Here is a 25,685-nt window from a genome sequence, read left to right on the forward strand (position 1 = left end):
ATGAACGCCTCGCAACGCGGTTTCACCTTGATCGAAGTCGTGGTGACGCTGTCCCTGATCGGCCTGCTGGCCGGCATGGCCGCGCCGCTGACCGAGACCGTGGTGCGCCGGGGCAAAGAGCAGCAACTGCGCACCGCGCTGTACCAGATCCGCGATGCCATCGACGCCTACAAGCGCGCGTTCGACGCCGGTTACATCGAGAAGTCGCTCAACAGCAGCGGCTACCCGCCGAACCTGCAGGTGCTGGTGGAAGGGGTGCGCGACGTGCGCAGCGCCAAGGGTGCCAAATTCTACTTCCTGCGGCGCGTGCCCCGTGACCCGCTGGCACCGGTCAAACGCGACGACGAAGGTGGCTGGGGCGTGCGCTCCTACGACAGTACGGCTCAAAACCCGCGGGAGGGCGAGGACGTCTTTGACGTTTACTCCAAGGCCCGGGGCAAGGGGCTCAACGGCATCGCCTACCGGGAGTGGTGAGCATATGCGTCGGGAAAAGGGTTTTACCCTGCTGGAACTGATGGTGGTCATGGCAATTATCGCAACCCTGATGACCATTGCCTTGCCCCGCTATTTCAACAGCCTTGAGGCCTCCAAGGAGACCACCCTGCGCCAGAGCCTGTCGGCGATGCGCGAAGCCCTGGATCACTACTACGGTGACACCGGACGCTATCCCGACTCCATCGAGCAGCTTGTTGAACAGCGCTACCTGCGCAATCCGCCGATGGACCCGATTGCCGAACGCAAGGACGCCTGGGTCATGGTTGCACCGCCTGACGGCGTGGCCGGCGGTGTCGCCGATATCAAGAGTGGTGCCACAGGGAGGGCGCGTGATGGCAGCCTGTATTCCGAGTGGTAAGCCCGCGGCACAAGACGGCTTCACCTACCTGGGTGTGCTGTTTCTGATCATGGTGATGGGCATGGGCCTGGCCAGTGCCGGCGAGTTGTGGTCCACCGCCTCGCGCCGCGACCGCGAACGCCAATTACTGTGGGTCGGCACCCAGTACGCTCAGGCACTGCGCAGCTATTACCGCAGTTCGCCAGGCCTGGCCCAGTACCCCAAGGAACTCGCCGACCTGTTGCAGGACGAGCGTTTTCCAAATGCCAAACATCATATCCGCCAGCTGTACCCGGACCCGATCGGTGGTGGTGAGTGGTTCCTGATGCGCGGCTTCGACGGACGCATCACCGGCATCAGCAGCCCGTCCACGGACCTGCCGCTCAAACAGGCGGACTTCCCCAGTCAATGGTCGGACTTCAATGGCATGGCCAGCTACAAGGACTGGCAGTTCGTGGCCGAGAAAGCCTTCCTCGATGGCGCTTCCGGCCCGGCCAAAGGCCAGTCCGCAGGACCGGAGGGATTGCAGCCATGAAGCGCTTCTGCCTGGCCATGATCCTGCTGTTGAGCACCGCCGTGACCTGGGCCGGTGAAGAGGACGAAATGCTCGGCTTCATCGTCGACGACACGATCTCGCACATCGGCCACGAATTTTACTACTCGTTCAGTGAACGCCTGCGCGCCACCAGCCCGATGGATTTCAACCTGGTGGTACGCGAACGACCTTCGGCTCGCTGGGGCAGCCTGGTGACCGTGGAATTTCAACAACGACTGGTTTACCGGCGCTTCCTGCCGCCGAACACCGTGGAGCTCAAGGACGAGGCCTATGCCGCCGCCGACTGGGTACGCGGGCAGATTGTCCAGCGCAAGCTGGAAGCCTTGTTGCAGGACACCACGGACCTTGAGAGGGACGAACTATGAAAGCGAAAACGTTTTTGCAGCGCGCCGGTGGATGCTTGCTCGGTCTGGGCGCTTGCGCCCTGGTCCAGGGCACGGAGCTGGTCTACACACCGATCAACCCATCGTTTGGCGGTAACCCGTTGAACGGCACCTGGCTGCTCAACAACGCTCAGGCGCAGAACGACTACGACGATCCCGACTTGAAGGATCGTACCTCGGCGGCCGGGACTTCGGCCCTGGAGCGCTTCAGCGCCCAGTTGCAATCACGCTTGCTGGGGCAACTGCTGGACAACATCTCCACCGGCAACACGGGGAGCCTGTCCACGGACGCTTTTATCGTCGACGTGGTCGACGACTCCGGTGCGCTGACGATCAACGTGACCGACCGGGCCACGGGCGAAGTTTCGGAAATCCAGGTGAATGGCCTGGCCCCTTGAGGGGAATAGGATCAATGGGGAGTTAAGGACATGAAAAAAATAATTGCGCTAGGGCTGATGTTGGCAGCATTACAAGGGTGCAGTCTGCGAGATCCGATGTCGGCGGAGCAGGACTCCAAAACCCCGACCCTGACCCCAAGGGCCTCGACTTACTACGACTTGATCAACATGCCACGACCCAAAGGCCGGTTGATGGCGGTGGTCTACGGCTTCCGCGACCAGACCGGGCAATACAAGCCGACCCCGGCCAGCTCGTTTTCCACCAGCGTCACCCAGGGCGCGGCGAGCATGCTGATGGACGCCTTGCAGGCCAGCGGCTGGTTCGTGGTGCTGGAGCGCGAAGGGCTGCAGAACCTGTTGACCGAGCGCAAGATCATCCGCGCCTCGCAGAAGAAACCCAATACCCCGGTGAACATCCAGGCTGAACTGCCACCGCTGCAAGCGGCGAACATGATGCTCGAGGGCGGGATCATCGCCTACGACACCAACGTGCGCAGCGGCGGCGAAGGCGCGCGCTACCTGGGCATCGACATCGCTCGGGAGTATCGCGTCGATCAGGTCACGGTGAACCTGCGGGCGGTGGACGTGCGCAGCGGGCAGGTGCTGTCCAACGTCATGACCAGCAAGACCATCTACTCCGTGGCCCGCAGTGCCGGGGTGTTCAAGTTCATCGAGTTCAAGAAGTTGCTTGAAGCCGAGGTGGGCTACACCACCAACGAACCGGCGCAGTTGTGTGTGCTGTCGGCGATCGAGGCGGCGGTGGGGCATATGCTGGCGCAGGGGATCGAGCGGCATTTGTGGCAGGTGGCGGGGGATAATTCCGTGCCTGCGCAGAATGAGACGCTGGATCGATACCTGACGCAGAACAGGGTGGTGCCGGAGGGTGAGGGGGAGGATGAGTGAACCGGGGCGGTCTTACAGCCGACCAGTCGCTTACGGCTGTACCCGATCTACTGTGGGAGCTGGCCTGCCAGCGATGGCGGCCTTATAGCGGACCAGTCGCTCGCGGCTGTACCAGATCTATTGTAGGAGCGAGCATGCTCGCGATGGAGGTCAACGATGACGCGGGGAGCCTGACACCCCGCGGTGCTCTCAGGTTTTTCGCGAGCATGCTCGCTCCTACAGGGCCCGCCGCGATGGGCCATCCTTGGCCCAGCGCGTCTAAACCGGCATCCATGCCGGTTTGCCCACTGCACAGAACCGGAACGAAGCCTCTCGACGGGGCAAGCAAATCAAAAGCCAGAGCAAGATCAAAATCAAAAGCGAGGCGGCCTACGAGCCGACCTGATTTTGCGGGTGTACCAGATCCCCCGTAGGAGCCAGCCTTGCCGGCGAAGAACGATAACGCGGTGCAACAGCAACACCGCAGCTCCTGTTTCGCCGGCAAGTCGGATCGCCGCCGCAGGCTCCTACAGGGGTATGTCGCCCACAACATCACGGTATGGGCGCGCTTTTTTGTAGGAGCGAGGCTTGCCCGCGAAGGCGGCTTGTCAGTCGACCAATCTCTCGCGGCTGTAAACGATCCAAGCAATATCTGTAGGAAGAATACGAGGCTACATCACCTTGCGCCATTGCCTACAACTACGCCAGAATCCGCCGGCTTGTGCGCCTTGTCCCTGGTCTTTATCGTTTTCGTGTCGCTGCCAATTCAGCGACCGGGTTTAGCGATCCGCACCATGCAAAGGCGCTACAGCGCCCCAGACCAGACTTAAGTGCAGCCTTCGTTGTCTGCAATTTTGTGTCATGGCGGCTGTGCGTGGGAGACCTTCGTGTCTACCGGGTTTCCTTTGCCCCGGATCGCTAACCTGCGTACAGCTGACACCTTTACTTGTTTAGCGATAGGTCATGGTGGTCCATCTATCAAAGGAGATTGTCCATGCCCAAGCCCAGCCCCAATCCCCCCGAATCAAAATCCGAAAATCCTGCCTCCAACCCTCATCTAAAATCCGCCGTCCTGAAATCCTCCGCCCCCCACAACCCCAGCTCAATGTTCCTCATCGCCTCAGACATTAGCACCGAAGACCTGCTGGCCCACGCCTGCGAATCGCTTGCTTCGGCAAGCATCATGGCCACCGATTTCGCAACGTTCGTAGACGGACCGCAACGCAGTATGTTGCTGGGCATCCAACAGGTAATCATGCTCGCCGACTTGGCGGTAAACAGAGCGCTGGATAATCTAGATCCGCAGCGCTGACCACAAAAAAACCGCGACCCTCCCTCAAGGGCCGCGGTTTTTCACGCCGTGCGATTATGTCTGCAACACGATAGCACCGTTGGCCATACCGAACCGCTGCACGTTGACCGTCTGAGTCATGCCGCTCTGGTGGACGCTGGTGATGTTGATGGTGTCGACATTACCAACATGTACCTATCAGTTCTGCTAGTACCCAACTTCAACATTACATCAGATACTCAAGCTCTCAACCCCGGAAAGTACGGAGCACCCCATGTCTTCCACTCCACATCGTCTGCTCTGTCAATATCGCTACGATCCACTGGACCGCTTGATCAATCAAACGCAGGCGAATACTCCCGAACTTCAACGCTTTTACTGCAAAAGCCGCTTGGCTACCGAAATTCAGGGGGCAATGCAATATTCCATAATTCAGCGTGGAGACCAATTATTGGCGCAACGACGATGCGAGGGAGATGTTTTCTGTAGCGCTCTGCTGGCAACTGATCAACAGCGTTCAGTGTTGCATACGATCGAAAAAGATCCTCCACCACAGTCTATCGCCTACGCACCTTTCGGTTACCACCCCGCAGAAAGCGGTTTGAGCAGCTTGTGTGGCTTTACTGGCGAGCGGCCGGATGAAGTGACAGGACATTATCTGCTGGGCAAGGGTTACCGGGCCTTTAATCCGGTACTGATGCGGTTTAACAGCCCAGACAGTTTCAGTCCGTTCGGGAAAGGCGGGCTAAATTCGTATGGGTATTGTCTGGGGGATCCAGTAAATTTCAATGATCCAAGTGGACAAAGTCGTTTTGGTGTCGCGGTAAAGGTAGCAAGATGGAGAGGTCGAGCGAAAATGGCGGTGGCTGCTCAAGCAGAGTTTGAATCTAAACTGGGAACAACAAGAAATCTTGTACTTTGGGATCTCGGACCAAAGGAGTATAGGGTAAGGCCGGGGATAAGTAATAGCGAAGCCGTCAAAGCATTTGTGGAGATTAAGGATATACATAAACGTCAAGGTGCGCACACTTTTCTCGATGCTAAATATATGGGAGACCTGGCTGATTCCACGAAGATGAATAATAATGAAAGTTTTTTATATAAGATGTCGTCCGTCGACAGGGATCGCTTTAATTTGCTGGGTTACATAAAGAGAAGGCCGGGAGAGCAGAAGTTGTATTCTAATCAAAGGCTGTCTGAGGCTGGGCGAGGCATATATGACTCTCAGTGGCCAAAGATGAGCCGTCCAAGTCCTGTTGCTGCTAATCAGTATGCCGAGGAGTTACGGCGATTTATCCCGGGTGCGGATCAGGCGCTGGACGAAAAAAGGAAAATTCTCGTGGCAGTTCACTTTATTCGACAAGAAAATTCTGCATCCAGACAACTACTGGAACAAACGTATTTTTCTCAACTTTGACTTGTAGTGACTACCGCACTGTGCTTGAAGCCGCGACGCTGCACCCCTGCGTCGCGGTTTTTTCATGTGCCTAAAATCACAGCGGCAAAAACAGTCGCCTGGTTCCACGCAAATGGCTAGCCTGTTGCTTCTACCGGTTGTGACTGGGAATATGACTGTAAAGGGGCGACTGGAAAAGGGGACAGACGCTGAGGAATCCCCACAAATCTACTCCAACGCCTGTAGCTTGATGCACCTCGTTTCGCAACGCGTGCTCGTGTCCCTCCAAGGTTTTTCGAGACTTTGCGCCGCGTCCGCTGCGCCAGTACTCCAAGCCGAGGCGCCATAGTAACAACACCCGCCGGCGTTTGAGGCTGGTGCGTTGGAAGCGCTGTGCATGACCTGCTTCGCGGGCCTGTAATCGTTGCATTCTTGGCCGATATGATCCAGATGGGCACACAAGTGTTCGTTCGGTAACTTTTGCTTTAATTATGGCAAGACGATGGCTAGCGAACTTAATGAAAAAAATCAGGTGTGATCGAGCTTAAGAATGTAAGAAAGGGGGCTGTAAGAAAGGGGGCAGATTTATTTGCAATAAGAAAGGGGACAACAAGAAAGGGGACTGAGAAAGGACTGAGAAAGGGGACGACTGAGAAAGGGGACAGATTTATTTGAAGACTGAGAAAGGGGATAGATTTATTTGAATGCAATTGTAAGAAAGGTGTAAGAAAGGGGACAGATTCATTTGAATGTAAGAAAGGGGACAGATTCATTTGAATGCAATGAAAATAAATCTGTCCCCTTTTTTCCGTTTTTCACTGAAAATAAATCTGTCCCCTTTTTTCCTGTAAGTTTGCATAAGAAAAACAAGCATTTGATTAGTTCTTATCTTAGTAGTCCAGACTCTCCATCTGGAGCTTTCAATGAGGATGGAAAGCCAGTGTTATTTAATTATCCGCGGAGGCAGGGCATTGGTACTGCTGCATTTAAGAAGTTGGATTCGTCTGTAGTGGGAGACAAAAGCTTGAGGAAGTATATTGACAAAGTTGATCGTGATGAAAGTATTTTTTTGGATTATGATGGTGATTATCGTGCTACTATGCAAGCGAAGTATGTCCGCATCGCAGATGAACTTTTGCGTTCGTTAAACGAATAGCGTGGTAGGCGAGAGTATGTGGCAGAGAAGCCATATTGCGTTGTGTCGGCGGTGAAGAGGCTCCAAGCCTGGATGGAGGGCTACAGATCAGTACGATCAACTGGCTTTGTGACGGTTTCATCGCCGAGCGAGATTAACCATCCTCACTACAGTGCGAAATCACAAAAACCCGCGACCCTCCCTCAAGAGTCGCGGTTTTTTTACGCCATGCGCTTACTTCTGCAACACAGTCGCACTGTAACCGTACCAAACTGCTGCACGTTGGCCGTCTGGGTTAAGCCGCTCTGGTTGACGCAGGTGATGTTCATGGTGTCGGCCTGCTTGATGTTGATCCTGTTGTCTTCGCCATACTGCTGAGTGGTGTACGCCTGGACGTTGATGCTGCTTTGGTTGAAAGGGCAGCTATCAGTTCTGCTAGGTCACAACCCTGGCGTCATCACCGATACTCAAGCGCTCGGACCTTAAAAGCTCGGAGCACCCAATGACTATCCCTCAGCAAAACCTGCTCTGCCTCTATCGCTACGATCCTCTGGATCGTCTGATCAGCCACACCCAATCCCAAGTGTCCCCGCTTCAACGCTTTTACTGCAAAAGTCGCCTGGCCACCGAAATTCAAGGGGCACTGCACCACTCCATTTTCCAGCACGACGATCTGCTGTTGGCACAACAGCAGCGCCAGGATGATGTGCTCGACACCACGTTGCTCGCCACCGATCTACAACGCTCGATCCTCCAGACGCTCATGGCCAATCAGCAACGACATTCCATCGCCTATTCACCCTATGGTCACCGCCACCCTGAAAATGGACTGCTCAGCTTGCTGGGCTTCAACGGCGAACTACCGGACCCTGTGACCGGGCATTATTTGTTGGGTAATGGATATCGAGCGTTTAATTCCAGGTTGATGCGATTTAGCAGCCCTGACAGTATGAGTCCGTTCGAAAAGGGTGGGATTAATTCATATGCGTATTGTTTGGGGGATCCCATCAATAGATATGATCCGACTGGGCGGATTAGCAAGGTTGTCGCTGCTAAACTTGTTGTGTGGTCAAGGCGGGCGCAAGTCAATGTAGTGAAGAGGTCAGGTGTAATCCAGATAATGGATGGCAAATATAAGTTGCCAGTAGGAATAAGTCCCGAAAAAGCTGTAAGTGATCGGGCAAAGTTTTATAAGCTTGGAGAAATGACCGCTGATGAATCAAGTAGGCTCGTAAATAGGCAGTATGAATTTGACCTGAGTAATGCAAGGCGAGATGGCCGGGTGATGGAAGCTATGACCGGGAAGCCTGCCTCTGAAAATACATATTTACAAATGTTGGAGTTTCTCAGAGAGGACAAAAATGGTGTTGTTGGGCTCTCTTGGGAAAAATTGAATCAGAAAAGATTTCGACCTTTTGATCCGCCGATTAGGATAGGGGGGCGCCTTAAGTCATCAGGCAGAGATAAGCTAATGATCGAAACGTTTAACGCGTATAAAGAAAAACTCGAGAAGCTCAATAATCCTTTTATAGGTGAGATCTATCAAGAATTTTTTCGGCTCTCGAAACTATATATGAATAAAATGCATGAAATTCGCTCTTTTTCTTGAGGAGAGGACGCTTTGATCCAAAGGAAAAGGTAGGGTCACGTTCATGCCCCTGTCCTGTTTTAAGGCGCTCATGTTGTTGCAATACAGAAGCGTGATAAGCGCCTGTTTGCGAATGCGCGCCTATCAGTTCTATTAGGTCACAAACTTGGCATCATCACAGATACTCAAGCGCTCGGACCTTAAAAGCTCGGAGCACCCAATGACTTTCCCTCAGCAAACCCTGCTCTGCCTCTATCGCTACGATCCTCTGGATCGTCTGATCAGCCACACCCAATCCCAAGCGTCCCCGCTTCAACGCTTTTACTGCAAAAGTCGCCTGGCCACCGAAATTCAAGGGGCACTGCACCACTCCATTGTCCAGCACGACGATCTGCTGTTGGCACAACTGCAGCGCCAGGATGATGTGCTCGACACCACGTTGCTCGCCACCAATCTACAACGCTCGATACTCCAGACACTCAAGGCCAATCAGCCACGACATCCCATCGCCTATTCACCCTATGGTCATCGCCGCCCTGAAAATGGGCTTATCAGCTTGCTGGGCTTCAACGGCGAACGACCAGACCCGGTGACCGGGCACTATTTGTTGGGTAATGGTTACCGGGCGTTTAACGCGGTATTGATGCGGTTTAACAGTCCAGATAGCTGGAGCCCATTTGGGAAGGGTGGGTTGAACTCGTATACATATTGCTTGGGGGATCCGGTGAACGCTTCGGATCCCACAGGGCACAGTTTGAGTGCAATTCTAATGGCAGCCAAGAGTTCGTCGAAGCCCGTTGGAGCAGCCGTAGTGACGCCCATCAAATTCATACCTATACCCGCGCCAAACTCACTTGAAGGCACGAGTGACTTGGTATTTAAAATGATCACGAGTCATCTTGATCAAATTGATATGGATAATTTGGCTGCTCTCTCAAAGCAACTTAATAAGAAATCAACGGCGGCTTCGATAAGTAATTTGAAGTCACATGTAAGTTTGCATAAGAAAAACAAGCATTTGATTAGTTCTTATCTTAGTAGTCCAGACTCTCCATCTGGAGCTTTCAATGAGGATGGAAAGCCAGTGTTATTTAATTATCCGCGGAGGCAGGGCATTGGTACTGCTGCATTTAAGAAGTTGGATTCGTCTGTAGTGGGAGACAAAAGCTTGAGGAAGTATATTGACAAAGTTGATCGTGATGAAAGTATTTTTTTGGATTATGATGGTGATTCGGCTCCAAGTCGGGACTGTCATAAATTTTGTGTTCGGGCATAACATGTTGAAGAGGTGCATGTATGCCGACCAAAAAGAAACCGGCCCGCGAGGCCCAGCGTGACCTTCCATCCATTCCAAAAGAGCTGATCGACCAGTTCGTGAACGGTCCGATGAGTGCCGAAGCCATTCAGGACGCTTCGATGGCGTTCAAAAAGGCGCTGATTGAACGAGCCTTGGGAGCCGAACTCGGCCACCACCTTGGCTACCCTCAGGGCGCGCAGCGCCCTGAGGAGTCGAGCAACCAGCGTAATGGTAAGAGCGGCAAGACCGTGCTGACCGATGACGGCCCGCTTCGCCTGGACATCCCCAGAGACCGCGATGGCAGCTTTGCTCCGATTCTGATCCCCAAGCACGAGCGCCGCTTTACCGGCTTCGATGACAAGATTATTGCCATGTATGCACGCGGCATGAGCGTGCGCGAGATTCGTGCATTTCTATCGGAGCAATACGGCACAGATGTCTCCCATGACTTCATCAGCTCAGTCACCGATGCAGTTCTGGAAGAGGTCAGTGCTTGGCAGCAGCGACCACTTGAACCCATGTACCCAGTCATTTTCTTCGATGCTCTGCGGGTCAAAATCCGTGACGAGGGGGTGGTTCGCAACAAGGCCATTTACTTAGCCCTGGGCGTATTGCCGGACGGTACACGAGATATTCTGGGCATCTGGATTGAAACGACCGAGGGTGCCAAGTTCTGGATGAAGGTTTTCAATGACCTCAAGACTCGAGGCGTCGAAGACGTTTTGATCGCTGTCACTGACGGACTCAAAGGCATGCCAGAAGCCTTGAGTGCGGTGTTCCCTCAGACGACGCTGCAGACCTGCATCGTCCACTTGATCCGTAACAGCCTTGATTACGCGGCCTGGGATAAACGTCGCGAACTGGCCAAAGCCCTGAAGCCGATTTATCAAGCACTCAACGCTGAAGTTGCCGAGCAGGCTTTAGATGCCTTCGAATCTGGACCTTGGGGTAAACAATATCCAACGGTGGCTGCTGCCTGGAGGCGTGCCTGGGACCGAGTCATCCCGTTTTTCATCTTCCTGCCAGCCATACGAAAAGTGATCTACACCACCAACGCCATCGAGAGCATCAATGCTCAGTTGCGCAAGATCATCAAGACAAGAGGACATTTTCCAACCGATGATGCGGCGACAAAGCTGATCTGGCTGGCACTGCAAAATATCACCGCCAATTGGGGCAGTCCGGCCCATGACTGGAAGAACGCAATGAATCAGTTCGCGGTTTTGTACGGAGATCGATTCATCAGGCCAACTTGGTGAAATGAAGGCCTGCCTTACGGCAGGCTGTTACCGGCCCGCACACAAAAAATCTGACACTCTCCCAAGCCTGGATGGAGGGCTACAGATCAGTACGATCAACTGGCTTTGTGACGGTTTCATCGCCGAGCGAGATTAACCATCCTCACTACAGTGCGAAATCACAAAAACCCGCGACCCTCCCTCAAGAGTCGCGGTTTTTTTACGCCATGCGCTTACTTCTGCAACACAGTCGCACTGTAACCGTACCAAACTGCTGCACGTTGGCCGTCTGGGTTAAGCCGCTCTGGTTGACGCAGGTGATGTTCATGGTGTCGGCCTGCTTGATGTTGATCCTGTTGTCTTCGCCATACTGCTGAGTGGTGTACGCCTGGACGTTGATGCTGCTTTGGTTGAAAGGGCAGCTATCAGTTCTGCTAGGTCACAACCCTGGCGTCATCACCGATACTCAAGCGCTCGGACCTTAAAAGCTCGGAGCACCCAATGACTATCCCTCAGCAAAACCTGCTCTGCCACTATCGCTACGATCCTCTGGATCGTCTGATCAGCCACACCCAATCCAAAGCGTCCCCGCTTCAACGCTTTTACTGCAAAAGTCGCCTGGCCACCGAAATTCAAGGGGCACTGCACCACGCCATTGTCCAGCACGACGACCTGCTGTTGGCACAACAACATCCCCAGGACGATGTGCACGACACCACGTTACTCGCCACCGATCTACAACGCTCGATACTCCAGACGCTCAAGGCCAATCAGCCACGACATTCCATCGCCTATTCACCCTATGGTCATCGCCGCCCTGAAAATGGACTGCTCAGCTTGCTGGGTTTCAACGGCGAACGACCAGACCCTGTGACCGGGCATTATTTGTTGGGTAATGGCTATCGAGCGTTTAACCCGGTGTTGATGCGGTTTAACAGTCCGGACAGTTGGAGTCCCTTTGGGAAGGGGGGAGTGAATTCGTATGCGTATTGTGCGGATTCCACGCCATCCGGCCACCCAGCCCACCAACATCCGGCCACCTGTTCCACGATCATCCGGCCGGGCAGTCGGAGCGCAGCGACGCAGGTTTGCATTGTTAGTCTGAAGTCTCTGTCGCCGTCAATTTCGTTGCGCGTCTGCGCATCGATTCGCCCTTCAGTTCGATCCGATAAGCGTTGTGCACCAGCCGGTCGAGGATCGCATCGCCCAAGGTCGGATCGCCGATCAGCGCGTGCCATTTGTCCACTGGCATCTGGCTGGTCACTAGCGTCGAGCGGTTACCGTAGCGGTCGTCCAGCAGTTCAAGCATGTCGCGCCGTTGCGCAGCGGTAAACGGCGCCAGGCCCCAGTCGTCCAGGATCAGCAAGTCAGTCTTGGCATAACCCGCCATCAGTTTCGCGAAGCGGCCGTCGCCGTGGGCCAGGCCTAGTTCTTCCATCAAGCGCGGCAAGCGCAGATAACGCACGCTGTAACCGTCGCGGCAGGCCTTATGAGCCAGCGCGCAGGCGAGCCAGGTTTTGCCTACGCCAGTTGGGCCGCCGATGATCAGGTTCAGACCATCGCGCAGCCACTGGCCGCTGCCCAGTTGCAGGATCAAGGCCTTGTCCAAGCCACGCGGACTGCGATAGTCAATGTCTTCCAGGCAGGCGTTATGGCGCAGTCGGGCCGCCTTGAGGCGAGTAGTCAGGCGGGCGTCTTCGCGCTCGGTCAGCTCGCGATCGACCATCAGACCGAGGCGTTCGTCGAAGCTGAGATCGTTGATGTCAGGCGTTGCGTGTTGTTCGCCAAGGGCCTTGATCATGCCGTGCAGGCGCAGGGTTTGCAGCTTGTCGAGTGTCGGGTTGGGCAGCATTTTGGTGCTCCTTTTTCAGGTCAGTGGTAGTAGCCAGGGCCGCGCAGGTTGATGTGTTCTTCAGGCAGTAACGGCAGGTTTTGCTGGGCCAGCGGCAGCCGTTCCAGCCCTTGGCGCAGGATCGATTCCAGGCTTTTGTAGCTGCACGCGCCCAGTGCCAGTGCTCGCTGGCAAGCGGCTTCCAGCCGCTCTTCGCCGTGCTGTTTGCTCAGGCGCAGGATCCCCAGGCAGGCGCGGAAGCCGTGCTGCGGATGGATCCGGCGTTCGAGGATGTAGGCGATGACACCAGCGGTGTTCGGCCCGGTCTGCTCAGCCCAGTGGATCAGTCGCTGCGGCGTCCATTCGGCATGTTCGCGGTGACTTTTGCCCGTGGAATCCGCACGTATTGCTCAGGAGATCCAATTAACAGGAGTGATCCAGATGGGCGGAATTTCAAGGTTGTTTTATTGGCAGCGAAACTTGTAATTAAAGGGCGGCGGGCAGCTGCTAGAAATGTCGCTAGATTCGGTTATATAGATGTCGAAAATCTCCGCCATTCATTGAAGCCGGGAGTAACTCCCGCACAGGCTGTAAATGCGCGTGCGAAGATATATAAAGCGCAGAGCAATATAAACGCGGAGGCGGGCAAAAAATACGCTGTCGATTTGACTCTGGCAAGAGAACAAAGCGCAATAGTTGGAGGGGAAGCCAAAGCTAATAATGGGCGGCTTAAGGTTCTTGATTACATAGAGTCGGATGATTATTTAGGGTATTCAGATAGAAGGCTGAGAGATGCATCGAACGGAAAGTTTGATGATGTGACACCGGAAGTTGATAGGCCAACGCAAGAGGCTGCTCAAGCGTATCAGAAAGAGCTAATTGTTTTTTCATCAAAAAATTATCTATTGACTTTGGGGTTGCGCGATGAGATTAGGTCGGCCAATTTTTCTAAAAATTCAAAAAAAAATCCAAATTTCCTCAAGTAAATGACTAATTATTTACGTTCATTTCATGAAACTACACAATGTTCTTGATAGACAAAAAACCGCGACCCTCCCCCAAGAGCCGCGGTTTTTCCCCCCGCGCGATTACTTCTGCAACACAGTCGCACTGTTAGCCGTACCAAACTGCTGCACATTCGCCGTCTGGGTCATACCACTCTGGTTCACGCTGGTAATGTTGCCAGTCCCCCCCTGGGTCACATAGGCAACGTTCATGGTGTCGGCCTGCTTGATGGTGATCATGTTGTCTTCGCCATACAGCTGTGTGGTGAACGCCTGGTTGCCGGTGCCTTCCTGGTTGAAGTCGGTGGTGTTGTTGGTGCCGTTGCTGCTGCCTTGGGCCAGGTTGTTGGTGCCGCGCTGGTCGGCGATGAGGATGTTGTCGGTGCCGTTCTGGTCGAAGTACAGCTCGTTGTAGGAATCGGCCTGGCTGACCGTGGTTTTGTTGCCGTAGCCTGCCTGGTTGGTGGTCATGATGTGGCCGGCGTTTTTCTGGGTGAAGTTGGCGACGTTGCCGTTGCCGTTCTGGTTGACGGTGGCGCGCTGGTTGGTGCCGAACTGGCCGCCCATCTGCGTTGCCGGGCCTTTCCAGTTGCTGGCGTAGACCTTGTTGTCGTTGCCCGTGGAAGTGGCGTTGAGCACATGGTCGGTACCGGTCTGGTAGGTGAAGTGTATGTTGCCGATGCCCTGTTGATTGAGCGTCACGGTCGAGCCCAGGGACTCGAACTGGTCGGCATAGATCGCGTTGAGGTCGCCGACCTGAATCACCTGGGCGACGTTGTGGTCGCCGAAGCTCTGGTCGACGATGGTTTCGTTGGTCTGGCCGTTCTGGTCGATGGTAGTTTTGCTGGCGACCTCGGTGTCCTGCCAGACTTCGCTGCCGTTGCCATCGCCGTACTGGTTGATGATCAGGTTGCCGCCTTCGCCGTAGCGCTGGTCGCCGTAGGCATAGTTGGTGCCGCCGGACTGGTTGATGTCGATCTGGCCGTTCATGTGGTTGATCTGTTCGGCGGTGGCGTAGTTGGCGGTGCCGTACTGGATGATTATCGCGTTGTTGGCAGTGCCCACCTGGATCTGTTCGATGTTGGCTTCGTTGCCGTCGCCGTACTGGTAGCTTTTGCCGGAGGTGTTTTCCTGGCTGTCCTGGTAGATGAACGAGAAGTTGCCGGTCCCTTCCTGTTGTTGCAGGACCTCGCCACCGCCGACCCCGATCGACTGGCTGGCATGGCTGACGTTGGTGTCGCCGATCTGGTTCTGGATGATGGTGCTGTTGTTTTCGAACAGTTGCTCGGCGTAGCCGGCGTTGTAGTTGCCGCCCTGGTTCTGCTCGATGGTGCTGGTGGCGTTGTCTTGCACGGCCGCCGCATCGTTGCCCGCGCCGTACTGGTTCTGGGTGGCGGTGCTCAGGGGTGCCGAAATCTGCTTCACATCGGCGATGTTGGTGTCACCGAACTGGTTTTGGGTCGACACGCTGTCGTCGGCCAATGCTTGAGCACTGACTATGACCAGGATGGCGGCGGTGAGGGGCGTCAGTTTGAACATGATGAAACCTCCAAGTGGTGCAGTGCTTTAGCGATATTGAGTGACCGATACGCTCATTCCATTTCCTGCTTGGGTCACAGCGCTTTGCTGCCCCGTGCCGGCCTGGACAATGCTGGCGTCGTTGTTGTTGCCGTTCTGGGAAATCTGCGCGCGGTTGTGGCTGCCGGTTTGGGTGATGGACGCGGCGTTGCCGGAACCTTGCTGGTTGATCAATGCCATCAGGTCGCTGCCTTGCTGCAGGATGTACGCTTCCTGATTGCTGCCCGACTGCACGATCTGGCCGAGCAGCGACTGGCCGTTCTGTTGCAGCAGCGCGACGTTGGCCTGGCCGTTCTGGTCGATCAGGGCTTGCTGGCCCACTGGAGGTGGCAGCTCGCCGAGATCGATGCCAGAGGCAATGTCATCGTTTTCCATCAGATCGTCGGCGCGCACGCCTGCGCTGCTGCAGAGCAGAAGCAGGCAGAGTAGGGCGGCGGTCGGCGTTTTCATGGCGTTGTCCTTTGGTGAGAGGCTTGCCCCATCAGCCAGCCTGGCCGATGGGGCGAGGACTCAGTTCGCGATGACCTGCACCGTGCGCACGGTGCCTTGGGACGAGGTGATGGTGGCTGTCGGGTTCGCCGACGGAATCACCGTGGTCGAGTTACTGACCGTCAGGCGCCAGCGTCCGGTCAGCGGCACCGTGGTGCTACCCAGGGTTACCAGCCCGGTCGGCGTGGTCACCTGGACGGTGATGGTGTTGCCGGTGGTCACCGATGAAGTCCCTGTGAAGTCCCAGTTGAAGCGGTTGTTGGAACGGGCCGTCACCGTGGCCGCTGTCACTGCGAAGGTTTCCGCAGCAGGCCGTGGCGAGACTTGCACCGTGACCGTGGCCGGTGACGTCGACATGGCGCCGAAGCTGTCCCGGGCGATGTAGGTGAAGGTCGTGGTGAATGCCGTGGTGACCGTGGCCGGTGGGTTGTAGGTCAGGACGGTGCCGTTGCTGGTCACCGTGCCGCGACCGGCCGGTGGTGGAGTGAAGCTGGCGATGGCGAGTGGCACGTTGCCTTCCGGATCGGTGTCGTTGGCCAGCACGTTGATCGGTATCGACACACCCAGGGTCGCAATGCTGTCGGCGACGGCCACCGGAGGCTGGTTAGGCGCCACGGTGATGGTCACGGTCGCCGCAGCGGTCGAGGCCAGGCCTTTGACGTCTTGCGCCTTGTAGGTAAAGGTCGTGGTCAGCGGTGCATTGACCACGGCGGGCGGGGTATAGACCACAGCTGTCGTGCCGCTCAATGCCACGGTGCCCTGTTCTGCAGCCGGTTGGGTCAGCGCGGTGATGCTCAGCGGTGTGTTGCCGTCCGGGTCGCTGTCGTTGGTCAGCAGGCTGAGGGTGATCGGGATCCCGAAGCTGGTGCTGCCGCTGTCGGCGACGGCAATCGGCGCCTTGTTCTCGCCGGTGTCTGGCGCTGTGCCGACGACGACCACTGGCTCGGTGTCAGTGCCGCCGGAGGCGGATTTGATTGTGACGCTGGCCGGTGGCTGCGGCAGGTCGGCAACCGTCAGGGTTTGCAGGGTGCCGGATTTGGTCAACCGTCCGTAGCCCTGGGCGACCATGTCCGGTACCACCACTTCGTCAGACGAGGTGGCTTCGATCAGCAAGCTGCGATTGTCCCAGCTGTAGCGCGCGGTCTGGATTTTCACCACGTCGGAAACTTTGCTCGATACCGCAGACGGACGGGTAGTGCCCGTCGGGTCGGTCGCCGTGACTACCACCACCGCAGGCACGGTGGCGCCGGTCAGACGCTGGCCGAAGAACAGGCCGGTGTTGTCGCCAAGCATGCTGGTCAGGCACGGTGTCTGCGGTGGCCCGGGAACCAGGGCCACGGTTTCGCGGAAGCACAGGCTCGAACCGTTGCTCGATTTACCAAAGATCTCTACCCGAGTATTGCTCGTGCCCGGACCTGAAGAGGTGCGGCGGTAGGTGGCACGGTCGATATCCACATGGGTCTGCGCCCGGTTGTCGAGGACTTTGCCGGACAGGGTGAACAGGCTGGTCTCAATGGTCCCGGCCGGGCCCTGGATACGCAGGAAGTTGGTGTTGTTGGGGCTGCCGGTGACCGCTTCGGTGAGGTTCGGGTCGCCGACGTAGGTTTCGATGGCGCCGGTGTCCGGGTTCACTTCGGTGTAGGGACCGTTGACGCTGCGCAGGAACGGCCCGATGTCACCGTTGACTGCACCGGTGAAGTTGCCGGGCGCGCCGATGCCGATATCTCGAGTGATGTTGATCGCACGACGGCCCGGAGCGGTCACGTTGACGACTTCCACGCCGTACGGGTGGGTGATGGTGTAGGTCCCGGCGGTGGGGATGTTCACCCGGATACGAATCCGCGCGAAGCTTGCCTGATCGCCGTCAACAGGGTTTTCCGAAGCGAATGCCGCTTCGATCCCGGCCACGTAGGCATCCACGCCGTAGCCTGCGGCGTTGTTGGGGATGGCCGTCTCGGCGAGGAACCAGAACGCTTCCGGTGGCCAGTTATCCGGAAATATCATCGGCAGGGTGTCGTCATAGACGCCCGGTTCCGCCAGCAGGGTGCACATGTAGGAGGGCGCACCAGGAGCGCTCGGTACCCGTGAACTGACGGCGCGGGACTGGCACAGTTCCATCGACAGCAGGTTGTTGTCCTGATACCACATGGGGAATTTCCCCGTGGCAAAGGTGTAGGGGCCGGGGTCGACGGCAGCGAGTTGCGCGAACGCACTGCCGGACAGCGAGAGAGTCAGCCCGAGCGCGTTGAGCGCGAAGCGTGGCCACTTGTTCATGATGCCTCCTGATGCGGATCTGGGCATGAGAGCGTTCATTGCACGATGACCACTTCTTCGGTGTCGGTGCCGCCATTGGATGACGTCACCGTGACCTTGGCCGGTGGAATCGGCGTGATGCCGGTCGAGAGGATTTTCTCCGCGCCATCACCGCTCAGGGCGCCGATGGTGGCACCGGTACCGGAAGTGGCGGTGAGGACCGGTGGTGAGGTTTCATCGCTGGTCGAGGCCACGATGGTGAGCTGACCGCCATTGAGGCTGTACTCGGCACGGGAAATCACCACCAGGTCGGTCAGTTCCGTGGGCACCGTGGTCGGCGTGCTGGTGGGGATGGCCAGGTGGTTGTCGGCGGTGACCTGCAAGGTGCTCGGCAACGTCGGGTTGGTGGCGGATTGGGCATACCAGTGGCCGGCGGTGTTAGCCTCGGTCAGGTTCAGCACCGGGCTGTTGCTGTCCAATGTCACGGTGGCCGGAGGTGGCGGGGCCATCACGAACACGTCCTGTTGGGCCACCGGGGCGCTTGGCCCGGCTTTGCGCGAGTAAGTGCTGCGCTCTGCAATGATCGGAGTGGGCCGTACCACCGTCGACAACTTGCCGGAAATGGCCATTACCGTCGTGCGCAAGTCCAGTCCGTTAGGCCCTTCAATGCGGATGTAGTTGGTGTTGAACGGGCTGCCGGTGAAGGCTTCCGACAGGTTCGGATCGCCAACGAACTGCTCGGCTTGACCAGTGACCGGGTTGGTCTCGGTGTAGGGGCCGTTGACGCTGCGCAGGAACGGTCCGATGTCGCCCTTGAGCGCGCCGTCGTAGGTTTTCGGCGTGCCGATGCCGATGTCGCGGGTCATGTTGATCGCGCGGCGTCCACCGGCGGGAACGTCAAATATGTCGACGCCGTAGGGGTGGGTGATGGTGTAGACGCCGGCAGTGGGCACGTCGACCCGAATACGGATACGGGCGAAACTTACCTGATCGCCTTCGATCGGTTCTTCAGCGGCGAAGGCGGCCTCCACGGCACTGACATAGGTCAGGTCGATGCCCCGGGCTGCATCGACGATTGAGCCGTCGCCGGCGAACCAGAACGTTTCGTCGGGAAAGTTGCCCGGGAATACGATGGGCTGCGTGTCGTCGAAAACCCCAGGAGCCGGATTCAAAACGCACATGTAGGCGGGTGCGCCGGGTGCGCTGGCAACCCTGGAACTGACAGCTTTTGACAGACACAGGTCGAGTGTTCGGCCATGGCTGTCCTGATACCAGGAAGCGAAGCCACCCGTGGCTGGCAGGTAGGGGCCGGGATCTACAGCAAACAGCGCGGCCTGGGCAGCGCCTTGGGCCATTGCACTCACGACCAGGGCGATCGCGGTTTTGGACAGTAAAGGGTGCATGAGTATTCCCTCTATCAGAGTACCTGCCCCTTGGATATGGGTCAGTTGGGAGGTCTTCGGCAACTCCCATGCCAACCGTCGAAAATGTCCCTGCGAGCTCCGGTACACAGGCGTTTGCGACGCGCTCTAAGGTCGGACGACAAATGACGAGGCGGGCCTCTTTCCCCAGCATTGGGGGTAGATGGGGGCAGCGGGGTGATGGGAGGAGTGGGGGAGGGAAAGGCCCCAAGGTCGGGCAAACTGCTAGTAGTGCGCTATAAACCTATAGGGGTTTCGCGGGAACAATGTCCATGACCACGCTTGCAAAGACACTGGCGACCGACCAGGTCGATATTCGCTTGAGCTCGCGCAAACAGCCGTTCAATCTGCTGCGCTGGTTTTCGCTCATCAGCATGGCGGTGATCGGCACGGTGGCGGTGGCGTTGGGCTCGGTATCGACCAAATTCGTGATTACCGAAAGCGTGGAGCGCGATGCGCTGTTGACGTCGCAATTCATCCAGGCGATTGCCTCGGCCGAGGTCCGCCATGTGTCGATTCCCAATGTGCGGACCATGGGCGAGTTGCTCGACCCGCGCAAGGACCGGGACTTTCCCGACGTCGACCCGCTGGCCCGTGCCAACGCCCGGGGCGAGTTCCTCGACCACGTCGAACATTTGCCGGATGTGATCCTGGCCAACATCTATGCCCCCGACCGCATGATCATCTGGTCGACCAACCCGGACCTGATGGGGACCACGATTCACGCCGACGAAGATCTGGACCAGGCCTTCGCCTCGAAGACGCCCGTGTCGGCCAGTTATCACGAGGTCGACCACGCCCGCATGGAACAGAAGTTCATCACGCCGCCGGAATACATTTTCATCGAAAACTACATTCCGCTGTTCGATGCCGAAGGCAAGAACGTCACGGCGATGGTCGAGATCTACAAGGAGCCCAAGGACCTGATCAGCCGGATGGAACGCGGCCTGGTGCTGATATGGATGGCCACGACCCTGGGCGGCGGCCTGATTTACCTGGGGCTGTACTGGATCGTGCGGCGGGCGGCGACCCTGCTGGCGACGCAACAGAAGCAACTGATCACCAACGAAACCTTCGTGGCCCTGGGCGAGATGTCGTCAGCCGTTGCCCATAGCCTGCGCAATCCCCTGGCGACCATTCGCTCAAGCGCCGAACTGGCACTGGAGTTCGACAGTGGCCCGGCGCACAAGAACATCAACGACATCATCGGCCAGGTCGATCGCATGTCGAAGTGGGTACGGGAGCTGCTGCAATCCTTGCGCCCGCTCAAGGACGACGGCGAACCGGTCAACCTGGTGGCGGCGCTGCACGACAGCCTCATCGCTTTCGAGCAGCAGATCGTCAAGGGTCGGGTCAATGTGCTGTTCGAACCCATAGGGACACCGATGGTGCTGAGCCAGCAGGTGCAGCTGACGCAAATCCTCAACAGTTTGCTGGCCAATGCGCTGGAGGCCATGGACGAAGGCGGTACCTTGGCCATTACGATGGCGCCCATCGATGCTCAGCGTGTTCGCGTGGTGGTGAGCGATACCGGCAAAGGCATGACCGAGGAACAGCGCCTCATGGCTTTCCGGCCGTTTTTCACCACCAAGCAGGGCGGGCTCGGTGTTGGGCTGGTGCTGGTCAAGCGCATCATTGAACGCTTTGGCGGGGCGGTGGCCCTTGAAAGCCGCGAGGGCGAGGGGACACGGGTCAGCCTGTCGTTCAAGCGAGTTCCCTGAAAATGGGTGTGAACTTTCCCCAGTAGCGGGTGCCATTCCCCAGTCGCTTTTGCCGGTCATGGCAAATTGATGTTGATAAGCCATTGTTTTGTTGAGAGTTAATACCTTTGTATAAATAGTTACAAATTTGGCCGACTCCTTGCAAAACCCCCATCACCCCCTTCCCACATTCGAGGCGGCTGGTGATGGATACCGCACGTTCGCAAGCCTTGGGCATGCACTTGGTGCTGATATTGGTGGCTGGTTTGCTGGCCAGCCAACTGCTGGTCGCCAATCCGTCAACGTCGACACCCGCTCCTGTCGCCGATACCCCCTGGGGTGGCGACTATTTCCCCAACACCCTGCTGACCGACCAGGACGGTCGGCAGGTGCATTTTTTCGATGACCTGATCAAGGGCAAGGTGGTGGTGATCAATTTCATCTTCACTTCGTGCAGCGACTCCTGCCCGCTGGAAACCGCGCGCCTGCGTCAGGTGCAGAAACTGCTCGGCGACCGGGTCGGCAAGGACATCTTCTTCTATTCCATCAGCATCGATCCCTTGAGCGACACCCCAGAGGTGCTCAAGTCCTATGCGCAACGCTTCCAGGTCGGGCCGGGCTGGAAGTTCCTCACCGGGGAGTTCGCCGACGTCACCGAGTTACGGCAAAAGCTCGGGCTGTTCATCGAAGGCGTCGACAACGGCCGCAGCAAGGACCACAACCTGAGCCTGATCGTCGGCAACCAGCAAACCGGTCGCTGGATGAAAGCCTCACCCTTCGAGAACCCGTGGATCCTGGCCGATCAATTGGCCAATACCTTGCATAACTGGAAACAACCGAGCATCGGAGAAAGCTACGCCAATGCTCCAGAAATCCGCCCGCCGAGCAACGGCGAAGAATTGTTCCGCACCCGTTGCGCGTCGTGCCACAGCCTCGGTCCGATGGACGGGCAGGGCATCGGCATGCGCAGTATCGGTCCGGACCTGGTCGGCGTGACCCGCCAGCGCGATCCGGCCTGGCTGAGCCGCTGGATCCGCGAGCCCGACCGCATGCTGGCCGAGAAAGACCCGATTGCCATGGCGTTGTTCGAGCGCTTCGACAAGATCCCGATGCCCAACCTGCGCCTGGATGAGCGCTCGGCGCAGTCGATCATCGAGTTCCTGCAGGAAGAAACCGACCGCCAGCAGCCGTTGCCCGCACCCCTGACCCTCGGCGCTGAAGAACCGCAACACCACAACGCCATCGCGGCACCCGACCAGGCGCGGGTGCAATAGTGGCGAAATAGTTTTGTTGGGCCGCCTGTGACGGTCAATGCCACCTACACTGATCGGGAATGCGGCTGAAAAAGGCTTGTTTCAAGCAACCAGGACGTCCCATGCAGATACTGGAATCACCACAGGTACCTGCGCCGGTTACGCCGGCAGCAGAGGCCAAGGATTGGCGGGCACCGTTCAATCTGGTGCGCTGGTTTTCCCTGGCGAGCTTTTTCATCATTGCCAGCGTGGCATTGGGGCTGGGCTACATTTCCACGCGTTTCGTGGTCGAGGAGAGCATCGAGCGCGATTCCATGCTGACCGCGCAATTCGTGCAAGCCATTGGCGAGGCCGAAATTCGCCATGCCGGGATTTCGCCGAAGCGAACCATGGGCGAAATGCTTGACCCACGCGCCGACACGGCCTATCCCGACGTCGACCCGGGCACCCGTGCCTCGTCCCGTATCGAGTTTCTTGATCATGTCGAACACCTGCCGGACATTCTGCTGGCCACGGTGTACGCCCTGGACCGCACCGTGGTCTGGTCGACCAACCCCGAGTTGATCGGTGTGCGCATCGACAACGACGAGGAACTGGACGAGTCCTTCGAAATGAAGGAAGCGGTGTCCACCAGCTACCACGAGATCGACGAGGAGCGCCCCGAGCAACGGCTGCTGCATGAACCTCAATACCTGTTCATCGAGAACTACATTCCGATGTTCAACGCCGACAAAAGCAAAGTAATTGCCATGGTCGAGATCTACAAGGAACCGACGGACCTGATAGAGCGCATCCAGCGCGGGTTCAAGGCGATCTGGCTGGCCACCCTGCTCGGCGGTGCGGTCATCTACCTGGGATTGTTCTGGATCGTGCGGCGTGCGGCCCTGCTCTTGCAAAGCCAGCAGAAACAACTGGTCGCCAACGAAACCTTCGTCGCCCTGGGGGAAATGTCCTCGGCAGTCGCTCACAGCCTGCGCAATCCGCTGGCGAACATTCGTTCCAGTGCCGAACTGGCCCAGGAAGTCGCCAGCCAGACCGCGCAGAAGAACATCGGCGACATTATCAGTCAGGTCGATCGCATGTCGCGCTGGGTCCGTGAGTTGCTGGTGTCCTTGCGCCCGGTCAACGACGAGCACGAAATCGTCGACCTGGTGCTGGCCATCGACGACACCTTGAGCGCCTTCGCCCCGCAGATCCAGCGCTCGAACGTCGAGGTGCGCTTCACGCCCAGGACGCTTCCACCGGTTGTGAGCCAGCAGGTGTTGCTCACGCAGATTCTCAATAGTCTGTTCGCCAATGCCCTGGAAGCCATGCCCAAGGGCGGCGTACTGAATATCGACATTGAAACACCGGCACCCGGTCAGGTGTGCATGATCCTCAACGACACCGGCAAGGGCATGACCAAGCAGCAACAGCAAATGGTCTTCAAGCCATTCTTCACCACCAAACAGGGGGGGTTGGGCGTGGGCCTGGCCCTGGTCAAAAGAATAATGGAGCGATTCGAAGGCTCGGTCGAACTGACCAGCCAAGAGCAGGAAGGAACCCGCGTCTGTCTCAATTTCAAAGTGGCAACGGGAGGGGAATATGGAGCACAGCATATTGCTGGTCGAGGATGATGAGCTGCTCGCCGAAAATATCCAGACCTACCTGGAGCGCAAGGACTTCGAAGTGACCGTCTGCCACTCGGCGGAAGACGCACTGTCGCAGTTGAGTACCTTCGTTCCGGATGTCGTGCTGACCGACAACTCGTTGCCGGGCATGAGTGGTCACGACCTGATCCAGAAGCTGCGCATCAGCGCGCCGGATCTGAAAGTGATCATGATGACCGGCTACGGCAACGTCGAAGACGCCGTGGTGGCGATGAAAGAGGGCGCGTTTCACTACGTGACCAAACCGGTGGCCTTGCCGGAGCTCAAGCTGCTGCTGGACAAGGCCCTGGCCACCGACCGGTTGGAGCGCACACTGTCGTTCTATCAGGAGCGCGAAGCGCAGAAATCCGGGGTGCAGGCATTGATCGGCGAATCGGCACCGATGGTCTACCTCAAGGGCACCATCGCGCAGTTGCTCGACGCTGAGCGGCGCATGGCCAACACCGACTTGCCGCCGGTGCTGGTGGAAGGCGAGACCGGCACCGGCAAGGAGCTGGTGGCACGGGCGCTGCATTTCGACGGTCCGCGCAGCAAAGGGCCGTTCATCGAGTTCAACTGCGCCTCGATTCCTTCCAACCTGGTGGAATCGGAGCTGTTCGGGCACGAGAAGGGCGCCTTCACCGATGCCAAGGACCGTCGCCTGGGGCTGGTGGAAGCGGCCGATGGCGGCACGCTGTTTCTCGATGAAATCGGCGAAATGGACCTGCTGCTGCAGGCCAAGCTACTGAAACTGCTGGAGGACCGGACCATCCGCCGAGTCGGTTCGGTGAAGGAGCGCAAGGTCGACCTGCGGGTGATCAGCGCCACCAATTGCAATCTTGAGCAAATGGTCCAGCAGGGCAAGTTCCGCCGCGACCTGTTCTTCCGCCTGCGCATCATTTCGATCAAGGTGCCGCGCCTGTATGCCCGGGGCGAGGACATCCTGCTGCTGGCCCGGCACTTCCTGGCAACCCATGGCAAACGCTACGGCAAGCCGCACCTGCGTTTCAGCGAGCAGGCCGAAGAGCTGCTGCTCAACTACACCTGGCCGGGCAATGTGCGCGAACTGCGCAACATGCTCGAGCAGACGGTGTTGCTGGCGCAGCACGACACCATTGCCGCCCACCAGTTGAACGTCTGCCTGAGCCTGGTGGACGAGCCGGCGATGTTTACCCATGAGCCGCCACCGAGCGAACCGCGTGCGTCCTATAACGGCAGCGAGTCGATGAACTTACCGGAAGTGGAGCGTGACATGGTGCGCAAGATGCTCGACAAGACCGACTGGAACGTCACTAAGTCCGCACGGCTTTTGGGCCTGAGCCGCGACATGCTGCGTTACCGGATCGAGAAACTCGGCCTGGCGCGCCCGGACAAACGGCAGTGGTAGAGGGGCTGTTGCAGGGCAGGTACGAGCGTAATGCTGTTCACTTAAGACAATTTTCAGGCAAGCAAGAAATTTGTGGCGAGGGGATTTATCCCCGTTCGGCTGCGAAGCAGTCGTAATTCAGAACAACTCAGTCAGTTTGAATGGA

At 57.5% G+C, this 25,685-nt stretch carries 21 protein-coding genes and 2 pseudogenes; 17 read left to right on the forward strand and 6 right to left on the reverse strand.

The window, feature by feature from the left end; genetic code table 11:
• The 13 genes and pseudogenes from ACA058_RS11625 to ACA058_RS11685 form a co-directional block, all read left to right on the forward strand.
• Positions 1-474, forward strand: coding sequence for a type II secretion system protein (locus ACA058_RS11625; RefSeq protein WP_497639204.1), 474 nt, complete (start codon positions 1-3; stop codon positions 472-474).
• Between the two features lie 4 nt (positions 475-478).
• Positions 479-853 (forward strand): type II secretion system protein, encoded by a 375-nt coding sequence (locus ACA058_RS11630; RefSeq protein ID WP_008054599.1) that lies wholly within the window; start codon positions 479-481, stop codon positions 851-853.
• Positions 828-1,367: a type II secretion system protein gene (locus ACA058_RS11635; RefSeq protein WP_497639205.1), complete on the forward strand. Its 540-nt coding sequence runs from the start codon at positions 828-830 to the stop codon at positions 1,365-1,367. The genes ACA058_RS11630 and ACA058_RS11635 overlap by 26 nt, the downstream gene beginning before the upstream one ends.
• Positions 1,364-1,753, forward strand: coding sequence for a curli production assembly/transport protein CsgE (gene csgE, locus ACA058_RS11640; RefSeq protein ID WP_497639206.1), 390 nt, complete (start codon positions 1,364-1,366; stop codon positions 1,751-1,753). The genes ACA058_RS11635 and csgE overlap by 4 nt, the downstream gene beginning before the upstream one ends.
• Complete coding sequence (locus ACA058_RS11645) at positions 1,750-2,169, forward strand: curli assembly protein CsgF (protein ID WP_497639207.1); 420 nt, start codon at positions 1,750-1,752, stop codon at positions 2,167-2,169. The genes csgE and ACA058_RS11645 overlap by 4 nt, the downstream gene beginning before the upstream one ends.
• 30 nt (positions 2,170-2,199) lie before the next feature.
• Positions 2,200-3,072 (forward strand): CsgG/HfaB family protein, encoded by an 873-nt coding sequence (locus ACA058_RS11650; protein ID WP_497639208.1) that lies wholly within the window; start codon positions 2,200-2,202, stop codon positions 3,070-3,072.
• A gap of 973 nt (positions 3,073-4,045) precedes the next feature.
• Positions 4,046-4,363: a DUF6124 family protein gene (locus ACA058_RS11655; RefSeq protein WP_497639209.1), complete on the forward strand. Its 318-nt coding sequence runs from the start codon at positions 4,046-4,048 to the stop codon at positions 4,361-4,363.
• Positions 4,364-4,616: 253 nt separating this feature from the next.
• Complete coding sequence (locus ACA058_RS11660; protein ID WP_497639210.1) at positions 4,617-5,759, forward strand: RHS repeat-associated core domain-containing protein; 1,143 nt, start codon at positions 4,617-4,619, stop codon at positions 5,757-5,759.
• Between the two features lie 724 nt (positions 5,760-6,483).
• Positions 6,484-6,894 carry a hypothetical protein gene (locus tag ACA058_RS11665; protein ID WP_497639211.1) on the forward strand — a complete coding sequence of 137 codons (411 nt, stop codon included), beginning with the start codon at positions 6,484-6,486 and terminating at the stop codon, positions 6,892-6,894.
• A 481-nt stretch (positions 6,895-7,375) separates the two neighbouring features.
• Positions 7,376-8,482, forward strand: coding sequence for an RHS repeat-associated core domain-containing protein (locus ACA058_RS11670; RefSeq protein ID WP_497639212.1), 1,107 nt, complete (start codon positions 7,376-7,378; stop codon positions 8,480-8,482).
• A 199-nt stretch (positions 8,483-8,681) separates the two neighbouring features.
• Positions 8,682-9,737 carry an RHS repeat-associated core domain-containing protein gene (locus ACA058_RS11675; RefSeq protein WP_497639213.1) on the forward strand — a complete coding sequence of 352 codons (1,056 nt, stop codon included), beginning with the start codon at positions 8,682-8,684 and terminating at the stop codon, positions 9,735-9,737.
• A 20-nt stretch (positions 9,738-9,757) separates the two neighbouring features.
• Positions 9,758-11,017, forward strand: a complete 1,260-nt coding sequence (locus ACA058_RS11680; RefSeq protein ID WP_497638721.1) for an IS256 family transposase — start codon at positions 9,758-9,760, stop codon at positions 11,015-11,017.
• A 480-nt stretch (positions 11,018-11,497) separates the two neighbouring features.
• Positions 11,498-11,932 (forward strand): annotated as a pseudogene (locus ACA058_RS11685) (RHS repeat-associated core domain-containing protein); the annotation flags it as partial.
• A gap of 160 nt (positions 11,933-12,092) precedes the next feature.
• Here ACA058_RS11685 and istB read toward each other — a convergent pair.
• From istB to ACA058_RS11715, 6 genes and pseudogenes are all read right to left on the reverse strand, one after another.
• Positions 12,093-12,848 (reverse strand): IS21-like element ISPsy14 family helper ATPase IstB, encoded by a 756-nt coding sequence (gene istB / locus ACA058_RS11690; protein ID WP_024264899.1) that lies wholly within the window; start codon positions 12,846-12,848, stop codon positions 12,093-12,095.
• A gap of 20 nt (positions 12,849-12,868) precedes the next feature.
• Positions 12,869-13,213: pseudogene (locus tag ACA058_RS11695) on the reverse strand (IS21 family transposase); the annotation flags it as partial.
• Between the two features lie 702 nt (positions 13,214-13,915).
• Complete coding sequence (locus tag ACA058_RS11700; protein WP_497639214.1) at positions 13,916-15,370, reverse strand: curlin; 1,455 nt, start codon at positions 15,368-15,370, stop codon at positions 13,916-13,918.
• A 27-nt stretch (positions 15,371-15,397) separates the two neighbouring features.
• Positions 15,398-15,859, reverse strand: coding sequence for a curlin (locus ACA058_RS11705; RefSeq protein WP_497639215.1), 462 nt, complete (start codon positions 15,857-15,859; stop codon positions 15,398-15,400).
• 60 nt (positions 15,860-15,919) lie between these two features.
• Positions 15,920-18,172 carry an Ig-like domain-containing protein gene (locus tag ACA058_RS11710; RefSeq protein ID WP_497639216.1) on the reverse strand — a complete coding sequence of 751 codons (2,253 nt, stop codon included), beginning with the start codon at positions 18,170-18,172 and terminating at the stop codon, positions 15,920-15,922.
• A gap of 35 nt (positions 18,173-18,207) precedes the next feature.
• Positions 18,208-19,554: a hypothetical protein gene (locus ACA058_RS11715; protein ID WP_497639217.1), complete on the reverse strand. Its 1,347-nt coding sequence runs from the start codon at positions 19,552-19,554 to the stop codon at positions 18,208-18,210.
• Between the two features lie 290 nt (positions 19,555-19,844).
• Between ACA058_RS11715 and ACA058_RS11720 the strand changes: the two genes are divergently transcribed.
• The 4 genes from ACA058_RS11720 (at position 19,845) to ACA058_RS11735 (ending at position 25,540) form a co-directional block, all read left to right on the forward strand.
• The gene (locus tag ACA058_RS11720; protein ID WP_497639218.1) at positions 19,845-21,293 is read left to right on the forward strand and encodes a sensor histidine kinase; all 1,449 of its coding nucleotides are present in this window, start codon (positions 19,845-19,847) and stop codon (positions 21,291-21,293) included.
• Positions 21,294-21,478: 185 nt separating this feature from the next.
• The gene (locus ACA058_RS11725) at positions 21,479-22,546 is read left to right on the forward strand and encodes an SCO family protein (RefSeq protein WP_497639219.1); all 1,068 of its coding nucleotides are present in this window, start codon (positions 21,479-21,481) and stop codon (positions 22,544-22,546) included.
• Between the two features lie 101 nt (positions 22,547-22,647).
• Complete coding sequence (locus ACA058_RS11730) at positions 22,648-24,141, forward strand: sensor histidine kinase (RefSeq protein WP_497639220.1); 1,494 nt, start codon at positions 22,648-22,650, stop codon at positions 24,139-24,141.
• Positions 24,110-25,540, forward strand: coding sequence for a sigma-54-dependent transcriptional regulator (locus tag ACA058_RS11735; protein ID WP_497639221.1), 1,431 nt, complete (start codon positions 24,110-24,112; stop codon positions 25,538-25,540). Before ACA058_RS11730 ends, ACA058_RS11735 begins: the two co-directional genes overlap by 32 nt.
• The last annotated feature ends 145 nt before the right edge of the window (positions 25,541-25,685 follow it).

The sequence above is a fragment of the Pseudomonas sp. LBUM1649 genome (genome assembly GCF_059716155.1).